The following is a 16306-nucleotide window of genomic DNA, read 5'->3' on the forward strand; positions in this document are numbered from 1 at the left end:
CATGTTCCGCGTGAACGGGCGGCTCGCCCCGGCCAGGTGACGCCCCGGTCACCTGACCGGCCAGGTGACGAGCCGATCAGGTGACGAGGATCCCGCCGTCCACCGGGATCACCGCGCCGGTCACGTAGGAGCCGGCGTCGGAGGCGAGGAAGACCGCGGCGGCGACGAGCTCGGCCGGATCGCCCGCGCGGCCCATCAGCACCCGCGTCTCCAGCTGCCGGGCCATGTACTCCGGGGCGTACTGCTCGGTCATCTCCGAGGCGAAGAACCCCGGCTCCAGGCAGTTCACCCGGATGCCCCGGCGGCCCGTCCACTGCTGGGCCAGGTCCCGGGTGAGGCCGATGACGCCCGCCTTGGACGCGCTGTAGGCCGCCTGCGGCAGCCCGGCCGTCGTCTCCCCCAGGATGCTGCCGACGTTGACGATCGAGGAGCCGGGACGCATGACCTGGGCGCAGGCCTGTGCCATCCAGTAGGTGCCGTGCAGGTTGACGTCCACGACCCGGCGGAACTGCTCGGGGGTCTCCCTGAGGGCCGGCACCGCCGTGCCGACGCCCGCGTTGTTGATCAGGACGTCCACCGCGCCCAGCTCGGCGACGGCGGTCTCCACCAGCCTCCGGCAGTCGTCGGGGCTGGTCACGTCGGTCTGTACGGCGACGCACCGCCTGCCGGTCTCCTCGACCAGCGCGCGGGTCTCATCCAGGCGCTCCCTGCGTCGCGCGCCGATCACGACGTCCGCGCCCGCCTCGGCCAGACCGCGGGCGAACGCCACGCCCAGCCCCGAGGAGGCACCGGTGACGATCGCTACCTTGCCGTCCAGCCGGAATCGGTCCAGCATCCGGTTCCTCCCCGTTCGCGGAAATTACCGAACGAGATTCTAGAGGTGAACGCCGACCGCCCGTGAGGGGGCTTCCCTCACGGGCGGTCGATGCGCGGCGCTCCGGGCCGGCGGTTCCGGCCGGGACTGCGGCCCTGCGCGGCTTCGGCCTCCTACAGGCCGTACTCCTTGACGATGCGCTCGTGCCGCTCCACCTCGACGCCGATCGACCTGGCCAGGTCGAGCCAGGCCAGCGGGTGGACCCAGCGCTCGGTGGCGTCGTCGAGCAGGGCGTCCACCTCGACCGGGGTCACGTTCGGCGGCACCGCGATCCAGCCGAACACCCCGGGGACCCGCTCGCCGTTGGCCGGGTTGGTCACGGTGTAGTTCTCGTCGCTGTAGACCCACATCGGCCAGCCGCGCTCGGCCAGGACCTCGTTGAACTCGGCCCAGTCGGCCTCGCTCGGGGCCGCGCCGTCGAAGAACCAGCTCGTGTAGCCGCCGGGGCGGAGCATGCTGACCGCGGCGAACGGCGGGATGAAGCTCTCCTGCTCCTCCGGCTTCTCCGGGATCGGCTCCAGCAGCTGCGGGTCGAAGACGACGAGGTCACCGGCGTTGTAGTCCATGCCGGGGGGCTGCGGGATGGCCAGCCGGGCCGTGGCCGGGCCGGTGCGCAGGCTGATGACCGCCCGCTGGCTGCCGTCGGGCGCGGGGAGGATGACGCGCACCAGGCCCAGCTCCTCCTCGATCGGCCCCTCGGCCGACTGCAGCGGCATGCCGACCTTGGCGGCGCCCAGCCGTACCGTCTCCCAGTCCTCGGCGGCCGTCGCCATGGTGATCATCCGCCAGACGTCCTCGGCCTCGGCCTCGTCGGAGTCGATGATCTCCTTCAGGATCACGGCGCCCTTGGCGTTGTCGCCGGACTGCTGCACGGCGCCGGCCCACAGCCGCCTCGCCTCGATGCCCGCGCCGGCGGTCACCGCCGCCTCGGCCTCGGTCGCGGCCTGCTCCCAGCGCTCCCGCGCCCGGTGCAGGCGGCCCAGGGCCAGGTGGCGCTGCGCGGCGGGCAGCATCTCGGCCAGCTGCTCCAGCCGCTCGTCCTGGCGGGCCTCGACCAGCAGGCCGGTGATGTAGGCGATGTCCTGCGGGTCGGCCGTCGCGACGTCGCCGGACTCGACCAGGAGGGTCCAGTAGGTGTCGGCGCCCTGGGAGGGGTAGCCGAGGAAGCCCATCGTGGTGGTCTGCCGCCGGGTGGCCTCCAGGTCACGCCCGGCCAGCGGGGCCAGCCAGCCCGCCCAGCGCTCGGGGTCGGCGTTGAAGCCGTCGGCGGCGTCGAAGTAGGCGACCAATTCGGCCTCGGGGCCGGGGGCCGGGACCGGGGTGACCGCGTCGGCGGCGGCGCGCAGCTCGGCGACCCGTCCGGCGACGTCACCGGACTCGCGCAGCTCGCCGGCCGCGGATCCGGCGAGGTCGGCGAGCAGCCGGGCCTGCCAGGCGCCCTGCCGGGCGACGGCCAGGTGACCGGCGATGATCGCGAGGTCGACCCGGGCGCGGTGGCCGCCCATCATGGCGAAGTAGTCGATCCACTGCTTGAGCACCCGGCCGAGCTGCCAGCTGTTGGTGATCTGCTCCGAGCCGGAGAGGAGGCGGATGGCCCGCGCCCACTCCAGCCACACCCGCGGGTGGTCGGCCACCACGTCGAGGTCGGGCAGCGCCTCGACGGCCTCCGGCGCCCTGTCGAGCGTGGCGAGCGTGAACGCCCGCAGCACGCCCTCACGGTGCGCCTTGGCCACCGGGTCGTCGGGCTTGAAGTCGGTCGCGGCGTCCAGCGCGATCAGCGCGTCCTCCGGGCGCCCGGCGGCCAGCAGCGCGCGGGCCGAGGCGGCCCCCAGCTCCCAGCTCGCCTCGCGGCCGGCCTCGCGCAGCGCCGCCACGGCGGCCTCGGCGTGGGCGACCGCCTCCACCGGGCGGCCGGCGTCGATCAGGGCCGCGGCGTGCTGCTCGGCCACGGCGGCGAAGGCCGGGGAGGCGGGCGCGACGTCGAGGGCGCCCAGGGACACGAGCCGCTCGGCGGCGTAGCCGGGGCCGTCGGTGTTCGCCTGCGTGACGGCCAGCGCGATGACGGCTCCGGGGGCCGCCGGGCAGTCGCGGACGTCCTCGCGCCGGGCGAACTCGGCCAGCGCCTCGGCGTCGGCGAGGGCGACCGCGCCCTGGGCGCGGTCACCGATCCGGCCGACCAGGTGCCAGTAACGGGCGTAGAACTCGAGCCAGGGCTGCCCCATGGTTCCCGCCTGCTGGGCGATGGCCGGCGCGAGCACGTCGAGCTGCGCGTACCGGCCCTCCAGTGCCTGGGCGGGCACGTCGCCGATCGCCATCGCCAGGCCGGTGTTCCCGTCTTCGTGCAGTTGCCGCTGGGTGTCGCCGACCCAGGACCAGATGTCCACGTCCATGGGACGTCAGTCTGCCAGGTCGGCGACCATGCCCCAAACGACTTGACCATCTCACCGGGTCCGATGCCCCGGCCGGTCCGGTCGTGCCCCTTTCGCCACCCGGCCCGGTCGTGCCCTCTCCTCCGGCCGATCCGGTCGTGCCCCCTCCCCCGTCCGGCCCGGTCGTGTCCCGTCCGCCGTCCGGCCCGCCGTCAGATGAGGATCTCCCCCGAGGCGACCAGCACCGCGGGTCCCGCGAGGTGGCTGGTGTGCTCGTCGAGGGTGACGGTGAGGGTGCCGCCGGGGACCTCCACCTCCCAGGTGCCGGTGGTCTCCCCCGCCAGCCGCGCGGCCGCCACCGCCGAGGCCACGGTGCCGGTCCCGCACGACCGCGTCTCGCCCACACCCCTCTCGTGGACCCGCATCACGACCCGGCGCGGGCCCACCGCGTTGAGCAGCTCGACGTTCACCCCGTGCGGGAACACCTCGGGGTCGAACGCGGGCTGCCGGGTCAGGTCGAGTCCGGCCACCGGGTCGCCGATCACGCAGGCCAGGTGCGGGTTGCCCATGTCGACGCGGACACCTTCGTACCCGCGGCCCCCCACGACCGCCCGGCTCTCCCCCAGCACCCGGGGCGCGCCCATGTCCACGCTCACGTCGCCGCCGCCGCGGGCCAGCCGTACGCGTTTGACCCCGGCGCGGGTCGCCACGCCGAACTCGCCCTCGTCGGCCAGCCCCGACTCGACCAGGTAGCGGGCGAAGACACGCGTCCCGTTGCCGCACATCTCCGCGACGCCGCCGTCGGCGTTGCGGTAGTCCATGAACCACTCGGCCTCGCCGGCCTGGTCGGCCACCTCCGGGCTGAGCTTCGTCCGCGTCACGCGCAGCACGCCGTCGGCGCCGATCCCGGCGCGCCGGTCGCACAGCGCGGCCACCCTCGCCGCCGACAGCTCAAGCTCGCCGTCGGGGTCGGGGAGGATCACAAAGTCGTTCTCGGTGCCGTGGCCCTTCACGAATCGCATGTCCCAACTGTAGGCACGCCGCAGATCGGGAGGAGAATCGCGGACCCGCCCCGGACCGATCGCGAGTGTCCCCGGGCTGACCCGGCCGGGTCGCGGGCAGGCCCCGGAGGTCACCTCGCCGGCGCGGCGCCCTCCACCACGGCCAGCGCGCGGCCGAGCAGGGCGGGGTCCTCCTGCGGGAGCCACACCACCCGCGGGTCGCGGCGGAACCACGACTCCTGGCGCCGGACGAACCTGCGGGTCGCCCGGATCGTCTCCGCCTTCGCCTGCTCCTCGGTCCACTCGCCGTCGAGGAAGCGGAGCACCTGGGCGTAGCCCAGCGCGCGGCTCGCCGTACGGCCCTCGGCCAGGCCACGCCGCAGCAGCGACCGCACCTCGTCCACCAGCCCGGCCTCCCACATGCGCTCCACGCGCAGCGCCACCCGCTCGTCCAGCACGTCCCTCGGCACCTCGACGCCGATCTGCACGCTGTCGTAGACGGCGTCGTAGGAGGGCATCGTGGCCGAGAAGGGACGCCCGGAGATCTCGATGACCTCCAGCGCGCGGACGATCCTGCGGCCGTTGCCCGGCAGGATCGCCCCGGCCGCCTTCGGGTCGCGCTCGCGCAGCCGCTCGTACAGCGGGGCCAGGCCGAGGCGCTCCAGCTCGGCCTCCAGGCGGGCGCGGACCTCCGGGTCGGTGCCGGGGAACTCCAGGTCGTCGAGGGCGGCCCGCACGTACAGCCCGGACCCGCCCGCCAGGATCGGCACGGTCCCCTTCGCCCGCAGCTCCTCGATCAGCGGCCGGGCCATCGCCTGGTACTCGGCCACGCTCGCGGTCTCGGTGACGTCCCAGACGTCGAGCAGGTGGTGGGGGACCCCGCGCCGCTCCGCCGGGGTCAGTTTCGCCGTACCGATGTCCATGCCCCGGTACAGCTGCATGGAGTCGGTGTTGATCACCTCACCGCCCAGCCGGAGGGCGAGGTCGACGGCGAGATCCGACTTTCCGGCCGCCGTGGGGCCGACGACGGCGATGACTGGTAGCTGACGCACGGGACAAGTGTGTCAACCCCCCGGGTATGGGTGAGCCCGCTGGGTATGCATCCGGTTGACCTCAGGTCACGTCGAACGGGGGGGCACAGCCATGTCGATCATGGAGAAGCTCAGGGAGATGCTGCGGAGCAACCCACGGGCCGGGGAGTTCGCCAGGAAGGGCATCGACAAGGCCGAGCGGATCGCCAAGCAGAAGAGCCACGGCAAGTACGACGACAAGATCAACCTCGCGGCGCAGAAGGCCCGGAAGGCGGCCGAGAGGATGACCGCCCGGCCCGGCGAGCCCGGCCGGACCGGCGGGTACGGCGAGGCGGGCACCGCCGCGGGATACGGCGAGCACGGCACGTCGCCCGGCCGGCCCGAGGCCGACACCGACGCGCCGCCGGCCCCCGGCCGTCCCGGGACGCCGCCGGCTCCTTAGGGTCCCGGGCCCGCTTCCCCGGCCGGCCCGGCCGGAGGTCAGCCCCAGTCGAGCATCGGCTGCAGGTAGCCCTCCAGGGTCAGCAGCCACCGCTTGGACTCCACGCCCTCGCCGCCGCTGAAGCCGCCCAGGCCGTTCCCGGCGACGACCCGGTGGCAGGGGACGATGACGGGGATCGGGTTGGCGCCCATGATCGAGCCGATGGCCCGCGCGGGGACGCCCGTCCCGCTGCGGGCGGCGAGCTCGCCGTAGGTCACGGCCTCGCCGTACCCGACCGTCTCGTACAGGGTGCCCAGCACCCTGCGCTGCACCGGCGTGGTCAGCCGCCAGTCCACCGGCGACCCGAACACCCGCAGCTCCCCCGCGTAGTAGCGGGCCAGCTCGTCCAGCACCGGGGCCGTGCGCGCGGGGTCGCCGACCTCGGCCAGCCCCAGGCGGGCGAGCAGCCGTTCCCGCAGCCTCTCCTCGCGGCCGTGGCTCCAGCCGACACCCGCCACCCCGTCCTCGGTGACGGCGGCCAGCATGTCCCCCAGCGGGGTCGGGACGCTTCCGAACGCCACCGTTCCTACCATGTGCACCGTGTCCCTTCGCGAACTCGTCGTCCTCGGCACCTCAAGCGCGGTCCCCACCCGCCACCGTAACCACAACGGATATCTCCTGAGATGGGATGGTGAGGGGTTCCTGTTCGATCCCGGAGAGGGTACCCAGCGCCAGATGATCCGGGCGGGCGTCGGCTCCCACGACGTCACCTGGATCTGCGTCACCCACTTCCACGGCGACCACTGCCTGGGGGTCCCGGGCGTCGTCCAGCGCATCGCCAGGGACGGCGTCACCCACCGGGTGCGGGCGGCCTACCCGGCGAGCGGCGAGACCTACTGGCGGCGGCTGCGCCACGCCAGCGTCTTCGCCGACACCTCGGTGATCGAGGAGTGCCCGTTCTCGGGTCCGGCGCCGTCCTTCGACGCCGGGCCGGTGACCCTCACCGCCCGGCCGCTCGCCCACCCCGTCGAGTCCTACGGCTACCGCCTCGACGAGCCGGACGGCCGGCGGATGCTTCCCGGGCGGCTCGCCGAGCGCGGCGTCCGGGGCCCGGCGATCGGCGAGCTCCAGCGCGAGGGCTCGGTGCGCGCCCCGGACGGGTCGGTCGTGCTCCTCTCCGAGTGCAGCGAGCCCCGTCCAGGCCAGAGCGCGGCGTTCGTCATGGACACCGCGCTGTGCGACGGCGTCTTCGCGCTCGCCGAGGACGTGGACCTGCTGGTGATCGAGTCCACGTTCCTGTCCACGGAGTCGGACCTCGCCGCGCGGTACGGTCACCTGACCGCGGCCCAGGCCGGCCGGGTCGCCGCCGAGTCCGGGGTGCGCCGCCTGGTGCTGGCCCACGTCTCCGAACGCTACGACGCCGCCGACGAGCCCCGCTTCACGGAGGAGGCGCGCCTGGCCTTCGACGGCGAGGTGGTGCTCGCCCACGACCTGATGCGCGTCCCGGTCCCGCGCCGCGATCATCCGGTCCAGCGGGCGACGAAGTAGCCGACGCCGTAGGGAGCGGCGTGGTGGAGCACCTCGCCGTTCAGCGCGCCACCCGCCCCGGCGAGGACCTGGAGGGCGGCGCGGCCGGCCACCTGCAGCCCGGCGGCCTCGTCCGGGTCGAGCGCCGCGAGTTCCGCGGCCGCGCCCCGGGCCAGCGCGCCGACGATCGCGGCCTCGTACGGCTCGGCGCGGGAGTCGAGGTATCCGGGGGACTTCTCCGTCAGGCAGGCCGAGCCGTCGGCCATGACGAGCATCGCCACCCGTCCGGGCCCGCCCGCCAGCCGCGCGCCGAGCGCGGCGCACTCCGCCGCCGAGGCGTCGAACGGCACCGCGTGGAAGGCCGAGGCGGCCATTCCCGCCCGGTCGAGCAGCCAGCGCCCGATCGTCAGGGAGAGGGGCAGGACCGGCTCTCCCTCCCCGGTCCGGACGCCGGCGCCCCAGGGCGCGAGGCTCCCGGAGGCGTCGGCCCCGTGGTCGCCGGCCTGATCCGCCCCGCCGACCACCACGATCCGGTCGGGGCGGGAGTCGCGCAGCGCGCCCAGCGCGGCCGCGCAGGCCGCACGGAGATCGTCGAGCTCGGGGCTCGCCGCGCCGGCGAGCTCGGGGACCAGCAGCGGCGGGTGAGGACACACGGCGGCGGCGACAAGCACCCGGCCAGACTAAGGGATCGCGTGCCTGACGCCGCCGCCGGTCGTCAGCGGGTGGGGGACAGCGGAGGGACGGAGCCGGGAGGGCCGTCCGAGCGGGGGTCGGTGAGGCCGTCCTCGTCCGAGGACTGCCCGGTGCCGCTCTGGTGCTCCTTGGCCGGTGTGGACGGGTTCGTCTTACCGTTCGTCGTCTTTCCGGTCGCCGTCTTGCCGGTCGAGGAGCCGGAGCCGCTCTGCGAGCCGCTCGCGGCCGCACCGTCACCGCCGCCGGCGCCCTCGGCGCCCGACCCGTCGTAGCCGCTCGATCCGCCGAAGTCACCGGTTTCGCCGGACTCGTCCGACCCGCCGGACTCGGCGGATCCGTCCGAAGAGGCGTCTCCGGACCGGGTCCCGGACTCGCCGGAGGCCGGGTCCTGCCGGGCCTCCTGGCTGGTTCCGGTGCCCTTCGGCGCCGACGGGCCGGCGGGGTCGTCGCCGCCGGCGACGGCGAAGACGATGCCGCCGCCCACGACGGCGGCCACCGCCACTCCGGCGACGGCGGAGGCGACGGTCATGGCCGGACCGCGCTTCCGCCTGCGGGTGGGGGCGGGCTTGCCGGTGGGATCACCGGCGGGGGAAGGCTCACCGGCGGGACCGGCGAGGATCTCGGTCTCCCCGAGCCGCCGGGGGTGATCCGGCGAGAAGGGAACGGGGTCTCCGGGCTGTCGGGGATGGCCCGGAGACGAGGAAACGGGGTCTCCGGGCCGTTGAGGGTGACCCGGAGACGAGGGGACATGATCTCCGGGCTGTTGAGGGTGACCCGGAGATGAGGGGACGCGCATTCGGAACAACTCCCTGCGGTTATCGGGGGGAAACCTCCACGGCTTCCGCGGGCGCCGAACCACACTAGCCACAGGAAAGGTGTGATCGCACACCGATCACAACGGAATCACGACTTGTCATCGACGGGATCCGGCGGGGTCGCGGCGGCCGGAGGCGTCCCGGCGTCACCCCGGAAAACCGCTCCGACCGGCGGTTCGGCGGGCGGTCCCGCGCCGGGCGCGCGGAACCGGGAACGCCAGGACGCCGGCCGGAGAAATCGTGCGGATCAGGAGCGGACGGAGCAGCCCTGCGCCTCCTGCGGCAGCGGGGCGGGCCGGCCGATCGCCGGCATGCCGAGCAGGACGCCCCCGCCGGAGGCGGCCGGGGCGGCCTGCCTGGCCTCCCAGGCGTCGCCCGCGCGGGTACGGCGCAGGCCCAGCATCGGGCCGTCGGCGACCAGGTGGTGCGGCGCCGCGTAGGTTATCTCGACGGTGACCATGTCGCCGGGGCGCGGCGTCCCGGCGGCGTCGCCGTCCCGGGCGCTCGGCGTGAAGTGCACCAGGCGGTTGTCGGGGGCGCGGCCGGACAGGCGGTGGGTCGCCTCGTCCTTGCGGCCCTCGCCCTCGGCCACCAGCACCTCGAGCGTCCGGCCGACCTGCTTCTTGTTCTCCTCCCAGGAGATCTCGGTCTGCAGGGCGACGAGGCGCTCGTAGCGCTCCTGCACGACCTCCTTGGGAATCTGGTCGTCCATGGTGGCGGCGGGCGTGCCGGGCCGGATGGAGTACTGGAAGGTGAAGGCGTTGGCGAAGCGCGAGGCGCGCACGACGTCGAGGGTGGCCTGGAAGTCCTCCTCGGTCTCGCCGGGGAAGCCCACGATGATGTCGGTGGAGATGGCCGCGTCCGGCATGGCCGCGCGGACCCGCTCGATGATGCCGAGGTAACGCTCGGCGCGGTAGGAGCGGCGCATCGCCTTCAGGACGCGGTCGGAGCCCGACTGCAGCGGCATGTGGAGCTGGTGCATCACGTTGGGCGTCTCGGCCATCGCGGCGATGACGTCGTCGGTGAAGGCGGCCGGGTGCGGGCTGGTGAAGCGGACCCGCTCCAGCCCGTCGACGTCGCCGCAGGCGCGCAGCAGCTTGCCGAAGGCGAAGCGGTCGCCGAACTCCACGCCGTAGGTGTTGACGTTCTGGCCGAGGAGCGTGATCTCCAGGACCCCCTGGCCGACCAGGGTGCGCACCTCGTTGAGGACGTCGCCGGGACGGCGGTCCTTCTCCTTGCCGCGCAGCGACGGCACGATGCAGAACGTGCAGGTGTTGTTGCAGCCGACCGAGACCGACACCCAGGCGGCGTAGGCGGACTCCCGCTTGGTGGGCAGCGTGCTGGGGAAGGTCTCCAGCGACTCCTTGATCTCGACCTGCGCCTCCTGCTGGACGCGGGCCCGTTCCAGCAGCACCGGCAGCGAGCCGATGTTGTGGGTGCCGAACACCACGTCCACCCAGGGCGCCCTGCGGACGATTTCCCCCTGGTCCTTCTGGGCCAGGCAGCCGCCCACGGCGATCTGCATGCCGGGCCTGCTCACCTTCGTCGGGCGCAGGTGGCCGAGGTTGCCGTAAAGGCGGTTGTCGGCGTTCTCCCGGACGGCGCAGGTGTTGAACACGACCACGTCGGCCGTCTCCCCCTCGGGCACCGGAACGTATCCGGCGTCTTCGAGAAGGCCCGACAGGCGCTCGGAGTCGTGCACGTTCATCTGGCACCCGTAGGTACGGACCTCGTACGTGCGGGTGCTCTCCACGGTGGCAGTCATCTCAACAGACAAGGGTAGGCGCTCCGCGCGGCCCCCCGGTACGGCCGCCGGGCTCACCGGACCATGCAAACCGGCACCGAACCGGCGGCTCTCACGCGAATCTGACACTCCGGAACGGTCCTGACACGAATTCATCCCTTTTTCATTGGATATCTCCAGGTCGTGACCTGATCGGTACCGCAGGGTTAGCCCGAGGTGCCCTTCACGGCTTTACGTTGTGCTCCATGACGGAGAACGGGGACGCGACTCCTCTTGTCGTGCTCAAGGACGTGAACAAACATTTCGGCAGCCTTCACGTCCTGCGCGACATCAACCTGACCATCTCCCGCGGCGAGGTCGTGGTCGTCATCGGCCCCTCGGGCAGCGGCAAGTCGACTCTGTGCCGGGCGATCAACCGGCTGGAGACCATCGACGGGGGAACGATCACCTTCGACGGGCAGCCGCTCGCGGCCGAGGGCAAGGCCCTGGCCCGGCTGCGGTCGGAGGTCGGCATGGTGTTCCAGTCCTTCAACCTGTTCGCGCACAAGACGATCCTCGAGAACGTCACACTGGGGCCGATCAAGGTGCGGGGCGTCGCCAGGGCCGAGGCCGAGCGCCGGGGCATGGAGCTGCTGGAACGGGTCGGGATCGGCGCGCAGGCGTCGAAGTACCCGGCGCAGCTCTCCGGCGGCCAGCAGCAGCGGGTGGCCATCGCCCGCGCCCTCGCCATGGACCCCAAGATGATCCTCTTCGACGAGCCGACGTCCGCGCTGGACCCCGAGATGGTCCAGGAGGTGCTCGACGTCATGGTGCGGCTCGCCGCCGAGGGCATGACGATGGTGGTCGTCACCCACGAGATGGGGTTCGCCCGCCGCGCGGCCGACCGGGTGGTGTTCATGGCCGACGGCCAGATCGTCGAGGAGAACGCCCCCGACGAGTTCTTCACCGCTCCCCGGACCGAGCGCGCCAAGGACTTCCTCTCCAAGATCCTTACGCACTGACGGCTCTGACCCCCCTTTTTTAACGAAAGACGAGGTAGCAGTATGCGTGTACGTCGTGTTGGAGCCGTGGTGCTCGCGGCGGCGGCGATGGCGGCCGGCCTGACCGCGTGCAGCGGCGGCGGTGACGACAAGTTCGTCGTGGGCATCAAGTTCGACCAGCCCGGCCTCGGCCAGAAGCAGCCCGACGGCTCGTTCAAGGGCTTCGACGTCGACGTGGCGAAGTACCTCGCCAAGGAGCTCGGCTACGCCGACGACAAGGTGGAGTTCAAGGAGGCCATCTCGGCCAACCGCGAGTCGTTCATCCAGCAGGGCCAGGTCAAGATCGTGATCGCCACGTACTCGATCACCGACGACCGCAAGAAGAAGGTCGGCTTCGCCGGACCCTACCTGGTGACCGGCCAGGACATCCTGACCCGCGCGGACGACACGTCGATCAACAGCGTGGAGGACCTGAAGGCCAAGAAGGTCTGCGGCGCCCAGGGCTCGTCCTCGCCCGCGCGCCTGGTCGAGAAGTTCGGCGACGCCTGGAAGGGCCAGTACCTCACCGAGCAGCAGGGCTACGGCGCCTGCCTGCCGCTGCTGGAGAACAAGCAGGTGGACGCGATCTCCACCGACGCGACGATCCTCGCCGGGTTCGCCGCCCAGTCGCCCGGCAAGTTCCGCCTCGTCGGCAAGCCCTTCTCCGAGGAGAAGTACGGCGTCGGCGTCAAGATGGACGACAAGGACACCCGCGAGAAGCTCAACAAGGCGATCGAGAAGATGTTCCAGGACGGCAGCTGGAAGAAGGCCGTCGACGCCAACTTCGGCGAGTTCGGCAAGTTCTTCGCGAACCCGCCGACCGTGGAGCGGTACTGACCGGGCACTGATCGACACTGATCGGCCATGAGTCGGCCGGGGCGTCCCCACGCGCCCCGGCCGACGGCCATTGGAGGGACGAGTGCAGGCACTCATCGACGAACATCGGGTCATCCTGGAAGCCTTCTGGCTGACGATACGGCTCACGCTGGCCAGCGGGTTCATGGCGCTCGTGCTCGGGACGATCCTCGCCGCGATGCGGGTCAGCCCGCTGCCGGTCCTGCGGGCGATCGGCACGGCGTACGTCAACATCGTGCGGAACACCCCGCTGACCCTGGTGATCGTGTTCTGCGGCCTGGGCCTGGGGCTGGTCCTGGACGTCTCGTTCTCCACGAGCCTGTCCACCAACTACCTCTGGCTGTCGATCATCGGCCTGTCGGCCTACACGGCGGCGTTCGTCTGCGAGGCGATCAGGGCCGGGATCAACACGGTGCCGGTCGGCCAGGCGGAGGCGGCCCGGGCCATCGGCCTGACCTTCATGCAGAACCTGCGGCTGATCGTGCTGCCCCAGGCACTGCGGTCGGTGGTCGCGCCGCTGGGCAACATCCTGATCGCGCTGACCAAGAACACCACGATCGCCGCCGCCATCGGCGTCGGTGAGGCGTCGCTGACCATGAAGACGCTGTTCGAGGCGCACGGCGACGCGGTCGTTCCGATCTTCTTCGGGTTCGCGGTGGCGTTCCTGGTCCTGACCCTGCCCACCGGACTGCTGTTCACCTGGCTGTCCAAGCGACTGGCGGTGATCCGATGACCAGCACCACCCTGACCGCGGAGCCCAAGCCGGCGCGCGAGCGGCCCCGCTCCGCCGAGCGGGTCAGCGTCCTGTACGACGTGCCCGGGCCGAAGGCACGGCTGCGGAACACCGTGCTCACGGTCCTGGTGGTCCTCGTCGCGCTGTTCGCCGTCTACGCGATGGTGTCGAAGCTCGACGAGAAGAACCAGCTCGACGCGGCCCTGTGGACCCCCTTCCTCCGGGGCGACGTGTGGGTCAACCTCATCCTCCCCGGCCTGCTGAACACCCTCAGCGCCGCGCTGGTCGCCGCGGTGATCGCCGTGCCGTTCGGCTTCGTGTTCGGCATCGCCCGGCTGTCCGAGCACTCCTGGATCCGCGTTCCCGCGGGCGCCGTGGTCGAGGTCTTCCGGGCGATCCCGCTGCTCATGATGATCTTCGCGGTGATGTACGGCGGAAGCGCGGTCTTCGGGCTGACCGTGACCCCGTTCACGGCCGTGGTGACCGGCCTGGTCCTCTACAACGGGTCGGTGCTTGCGGAGATCGTGCGGTCCGGCATCCAGTCCGTGCCGCGCGGCCAGTCGGAGGCGGCGCTGGCGATCGGGCTGCGCAAGGGGCAGGTCATGCGGATGATCCTGCTTCCGCAGGCGGTCACGGCCATGATGCCGGCGATCGTGGCGCAGCTCGTCGTGCTGCTGAAGGACACGGCCCTGGGCTTCATCGTCTCCTTCGAGGACCTGCTGAACGCGGGCGCGCGGGTGCTGCCGTCCAACTTCAACAACATCATCCCCGCGGTGATGGTCATCGCGGTCGTCTACATCATCATCAACCTGATCGTCGGCGCCCTGGCCACGTGGCTGGAGCGACGCAGCCGCCGCAGCCGCAGGACGGCCGCCCGGCCGGTCGCCCCGGCCGACTCCGTCGCCGCCCCCGGCGCACCGGGCGGCGTGGCCGCTCCCGGCATGCCGGGCGGCGTGGCCACCGGGGACGACTAGCCCCGGCTTTCCCCGGGCGCCGGTACGGCGGCGTCCGCGACCGGCCTTTCCGAGGGCGGTCACCGCGACTCGCGGTGACCGCCCTCCATCGTTTCCCGGAACCGTCCGGAAGCCGTACCGGGCCGTACCGGTTCGTGCCGGCCGTACTGGATCGTTTCGGCCGTGCCGGGGTCGCGGTGCCGTACCGGGGTCGTGCCGGCCGTACCGGGGTCGCGGCGCCGTGCCGGGGGGCCGGGGTCCGACGCCCGCGCGGGATGGGGGCCATATCGACGACACGCGCCGAGTTATCAGGCAGGATGACGTCATGTCCCCCGAGCAGGCCGTCCTGCCGTACGCCACCTGGCCTTCGCCGATATCCACCGCCGAGGTGGCCCGGTCCGGGCCGCGCCCGGCGTACCCGACGGTGGCCGGCGGGCAGGTGTGGTGGACCGAGGACCGCCCCGCCGAGGGCGGGCGGACCACGATCATGCGGCGCGACCCCGACGGCGCGCTCCACGAGCTGCTGGCCGCGCCGTGGAGCGCCCGGACCCGCGTCCACGAGTACGGCGGGCGCTCCTACGCGGTCGTCCCCGGCGGCGGCGTGGTGTTCGCCAACCTCGCCGACCAGCGCCTTCACCTGGTGCTCACGGACGGCGAGCCCCGTCCGATCACGCCGGAGCCCGACCGGGACGCGGCGCTCCGCTACGCGGACATGACCGTCCGCGACGGCCGGGTCTGGTGCGTCCGGGAGCGGCACCACGACGACGGCCGGGTGAGCCGTTCGATCGTCTCGGTCCCGCTGGACGGCTCCGCCGAGCCGCACGAGCACGTCGGCGGGAGCGACTTCTACGCCTACCCGGAGCTCTCCCCCGACGGGGAGCACCTGGCCTACATCTGCTGGGACCACCCGCGCATGCCGTGGAACGGTACAGAGCTGCGGATCACCCGCCTGGCGGACGGCCGCTCGCGGACGCTCTGCGGCGGGCCCGCCGAGTCGGTACTGGCCCCCCGCTGGTGCGGCGACCGCCACCTGTACCTCGTCTCCGACCGGTCGGGCTGGTGGAACCTCTACCGGATCGCACTGGACGGCACCGCTCCGGAGGCGCTCCACCCGGCGGAGGAGGAGTTCGCCGGGCCGCTGTGGCAGCTCGGCGCCCACCCCTACGCCGTGCTGGACGACGGGCGGATCGCGGTCCTGCACGGGCGGGGAGACCTGCGGCTGGGCGTCCTCGACCCGGCCGACGGCACGCTGACCGACCTGGACGTGCCCTACACCGGCTGGGCCCCGGCCCTCGACCGCGACGGGCGTTCACTCGCCGGGATCGGGTACGGCCCGGCGACGCCCCGCTCGGTCGTTCGCCTGGACCTGCCGACCGGACGCGCCGAGGAGCTCCGGCAGGACGCCGGGGAGCCTCCGGAGACCGCCTACCTCCCGGTCGCGCGGAGCGTGGAGATCGAGGGCCGGTCCGGCCGGCGGGTCCACGCGTTCGTCCACCCGCCGTCGAACCCGCGGTGCCGCGGGGAGGGCGCCCCTCCCTACATCGTGTCCGTCCATGGCGGCCCCACCTCGCACAGCACGAGCGCACCCGAACTGGAAAAGGCGTTCTTCACCAGCCGGGGCATCGGCGTGCTCGACGTCAACTACGGCGGCTCCACCGGATACGGCCGCGCCTACCGCGACCGGCTGCGCGGCGAGTGGGGGGTGGTGGACGTCGAGGACGTGATCGCCGCCGCCGGGTGGCTGGCGGCTCAGGGGCTGGCCGATCCGGCGCGGATCGCGATCCGGGGCGGCAGCGCGGGCGGCTGGACCGCCATGGCGGCCTGCTGCGCCTCCGACGCGTTCGCCGGCGGTGTCTCCTACTACGGGGTGAGCGCGCTCGGCCCGCTCGTCGCCGCCACCCACGACTTCGAGTCCCGCTACGTCGAGTGGCTCGTCGGCCCGGAGGACCCCGCCCTGTACGCCTCCCGCGAGCCGCTCGCCCGGGTCGCCGGGGTGAGCTGCCCGATGCTGCTCCTGCAGGGTCTCTCCGATCCGGTGGTGCCGCCCGCCCAGTCGCGGGCGTTCGCCGACGCGCTCGCCGAGCGCGGCGTCCCGTGCACCTACATGACCTTCGAGGGCGAGGCCCACGGTTTCCGCCGCGTGGAGACCCGCAGCGCGGCCCTGGCCACCGAGCTCGCCTTCTACCAGCAGATCTTCCGAGGCTGAGAGGCCCGGCGCCGGTCCGTCCCGGCCGTCCCGCGGACCGGAGGGCACGGACCGGCGGGTCCGGC

The 16306-nt window shown here is 72.9% G+C and carries 15 protein-coding genes; 7 read left to right on the plus strand and 8 right to left on the minus strand.

Annotated elements, in window-relative coordinates; all coding sequences use genetic code 11:
• Nucleotides 1-76: 76 nt before the first annotated feature.
• From HDA43_RS06670 to miaA, 4 genes are all read right to left on the minus strand, one after another.
• Entirely contained in the window at nucleotides 77-835 is a 759-nt protein-coding gene (locus HDA43_RS06670) for an SDR family NAD(P)-dependent oxidoreductase (protein ID WP_179818828.1), read from the minus strand.
• 152 nt (nucleotides 836-987) lie between these two features.
• On the minus strand, nucleotides 988-3264 hold the full coding sequence (locus HDA43_RS06675) for a tetratricopeptide repeat protein (RefSeq protein ID WP_179818829.1): 2277 nt from the start codon (nucleotides 3262-3264) through the stop codon (nucleotides 988-990).
• Nucleotides 3265-3455: 191 nt separating this feature from the next.
• Nucleotides 3456-4265: a diaminopimelate epimerase gene (dapF, locus tag HDA43_RS06680; RefSeq protein ID WP_179818830.1), complete on the minus strand. Its 810-nt coding sequence runs from the start codon at nucleotides 4263-4265 to the stop codon at nucleotides 3456-3458.
• 110 nt (nucleotides 4266-4375) lie between these two features.
• Nucleotides 4376-5296 carry a tRNA (adenosine(37)-N6)-dimethylallyltransferase MiaA gene (gene miaA / locus HDA43_RS06685; RefSeq protein WP_179818831.1) on the minus strand — a complete coding sequence of 307 codons (921 nt, stop codon included), beginning with the start codon at nucleotides 5294-5296 and terminating at the stop codon, nucleotides 4376-4378.
• A gap of 91 nt (nucleotides 5297-5387) precedes the next feature.
• On the opposite strand from miaA, the gene HDA43_RS06690 reads away from it, so the two are divergent.
• Nucleotides 5388-5717: an antitoxin gene (locus HDA43_RS06690; RefSeq protein ID WP_179818832.1), complete on the plus strand. Its 330-nt coding sequence runs from the start codon at nucleotides 5388-5390 to the stop codon at nucleotides 5715-5717.
• 38 nt (nucleotides 5718-5755) lie between these two features.
• Here the strand turns inward: HDA43_RS06690 and HDA43_RS06695 are convergent, their stop codons facing one another.
• The gene (locus tag HDA43_RS06695; RefSeq protein ID WP_312873059.1) at nucleotides 5756-6277 is read right to left on the minus strand and encodes a methylated-DNA--[protein]-cysteine S-methyltransferase; all 522 of its coding nucleotides are present in this window, start codon (nucleotides 6275-6277) and stop codon (nucleotides 5756-5758) included.
• A 19-nt stretch (nucleotides 6278-6296) separates the two neighbouring features.
• Here HDA43_RS06695 and HDA43_RS06700 point away from each other — a divergent pair, with 19 nt between their 5' ends.
• Nucleotides 6297-7244, plus strand: coding sequence for a ribonuclease Z (locus HDA43_RS06700; RefSeq protein WP_179818833.1), 948 nt, complete (start codon nucleotides 6297-6299; stop codon nucleotides 7242-7244).
• Here HDA43_RS06700 and HDA43_RS06705 read toward each other — a convergent pair.
• From HDA43_RS06705 to miaB, 3 genes are all read right to left on the minus strand, one after another.
• Nucleotides 7217-7894 (minus strand): class III extradiol ring-cleavage dioxygenase family protein, encoded by a 678-nt coding sequence (locus HDA43_RS06705; RefSeq protein ID WP_179818834.1) that lies wholly within the window; start codon nucleotides 7892-7894, stop codon nucleotides 7217-7219. The genes HDA43_RS06700 and HDA43_RS06705 overlap by 28 nt on opposite strands.
• 44 nt (nucleotides 7895-7938) lie before the next feature.
• Nucleotides 7939-8445 carry a hypothetical protein gene (locus HDA43_RS06710; protein WP_179818835.1) on the minus strand — a complete coding sequence of 169 codons (507 nt, stop codon included), beginning with the start codon at nucleotides 8443-8445 and terminating at the stop codon, nucleotides 7939-7941.
• A gap of 533 nt (nucleotides 8446-8978) precedes the next feature.
• Nucleotides 8979-10496 carry a tRNA (N6-isopentenyl adenosine(37)-C2)-methylthiotransferase MiaB gene (gene miaB, locus HDA43_RS06715; protein WP_179818836.1) on the minus strand — a complete coding sequence of 506 codons (1518 nt, stop codon included), beginning with the start codon at nucleotides 10494-10496 and terminating at the stop codon, nucleotides 8979-8981.
• 224 nt (nucleotides 10497-10720) lie between these two features.
• On the opposite strand from miaB, the gene HDA43_RS06720 reads away from it, so the two are divergent.
• The 5 genes from HDA43_RS06720 to HDA43_RS06740 all read left to right on the plus strand — a co-directional run bounded on the left by HDA43_RS06720 (nucleotide 10721) and on the right by HDA43_RS06740 (nucleotide 16241).
• The gene (locus HDA43_RS06720; RefSeq protein ID WP_179818837.1) at nucleotides 10721-11476 is read left to right on the plus strand and encodes an amino acid ABC transporter ATP-binding protein; all 756 of its coding nucleotides are present in this window, start codon (nucleotides 10721-10723) and stop codon (nucleotides 11474-11476) included.
• Between the two features lie 42 nt (nucleotides 11477-11518).
• A complete protein-coding gene (locus HDA43_RS06725) occupies nucleotides 11519-12331 on the plus strand; it encodes a glutamate ABC transporter substrate-binding protein (protein ID WP_179818838.1) in 813 nt (270 codons plus the stop codon).
• Between the two features lie 82 nt (nucleotides 12332-12413).
• Entirely contained in the window at nucleotides 12414-13082 is a 669-nt protein-coding gene (locus HDA43_RS06730; protein ID WP_179818839.1) for an amino acid ABC transporter permease, read from the plus strand.
• On the plus strand, nucleotides 13079-14056 hold the full coding sequence (locus HDA43_RS06735) for an amino acid ABC transporter permease (protein WP_179818840.1): 978 nt from the start codon (nucleotides 13079-13081) through the stop codon (nucleotides 14054-14056). The genes HDA43_RS06730 and HDA43_RS06735 overlap by 4 nt, the downstream gene beginning before the upstream one ends.
• A gap of 304 nt (nucleotides 14057-14360) precedes the next feature.
• A complete protein-coding gene (locus HDA43_RS06740; protein WP_179818841.1) occupies nucleotides 14361-16241 on the plus strand; it encodes a S9 family peptidase in 1881 nt (626 codons plus the stop codon).
• Nucleotides 16242-16306: the final 65 nt, after the last annotated feature.

This window comes from Streptosporangium sandarakinum (genome assembly GCF_013409935.1).
In the GTDB taxonomy this organism is placed as follows: Bacteria; Actinomycetota; Actinomycetes; order Streptosporangiales; family Streptosporangiaceae; genus Streptosporangium; species Streptosporangium nondiastaticum.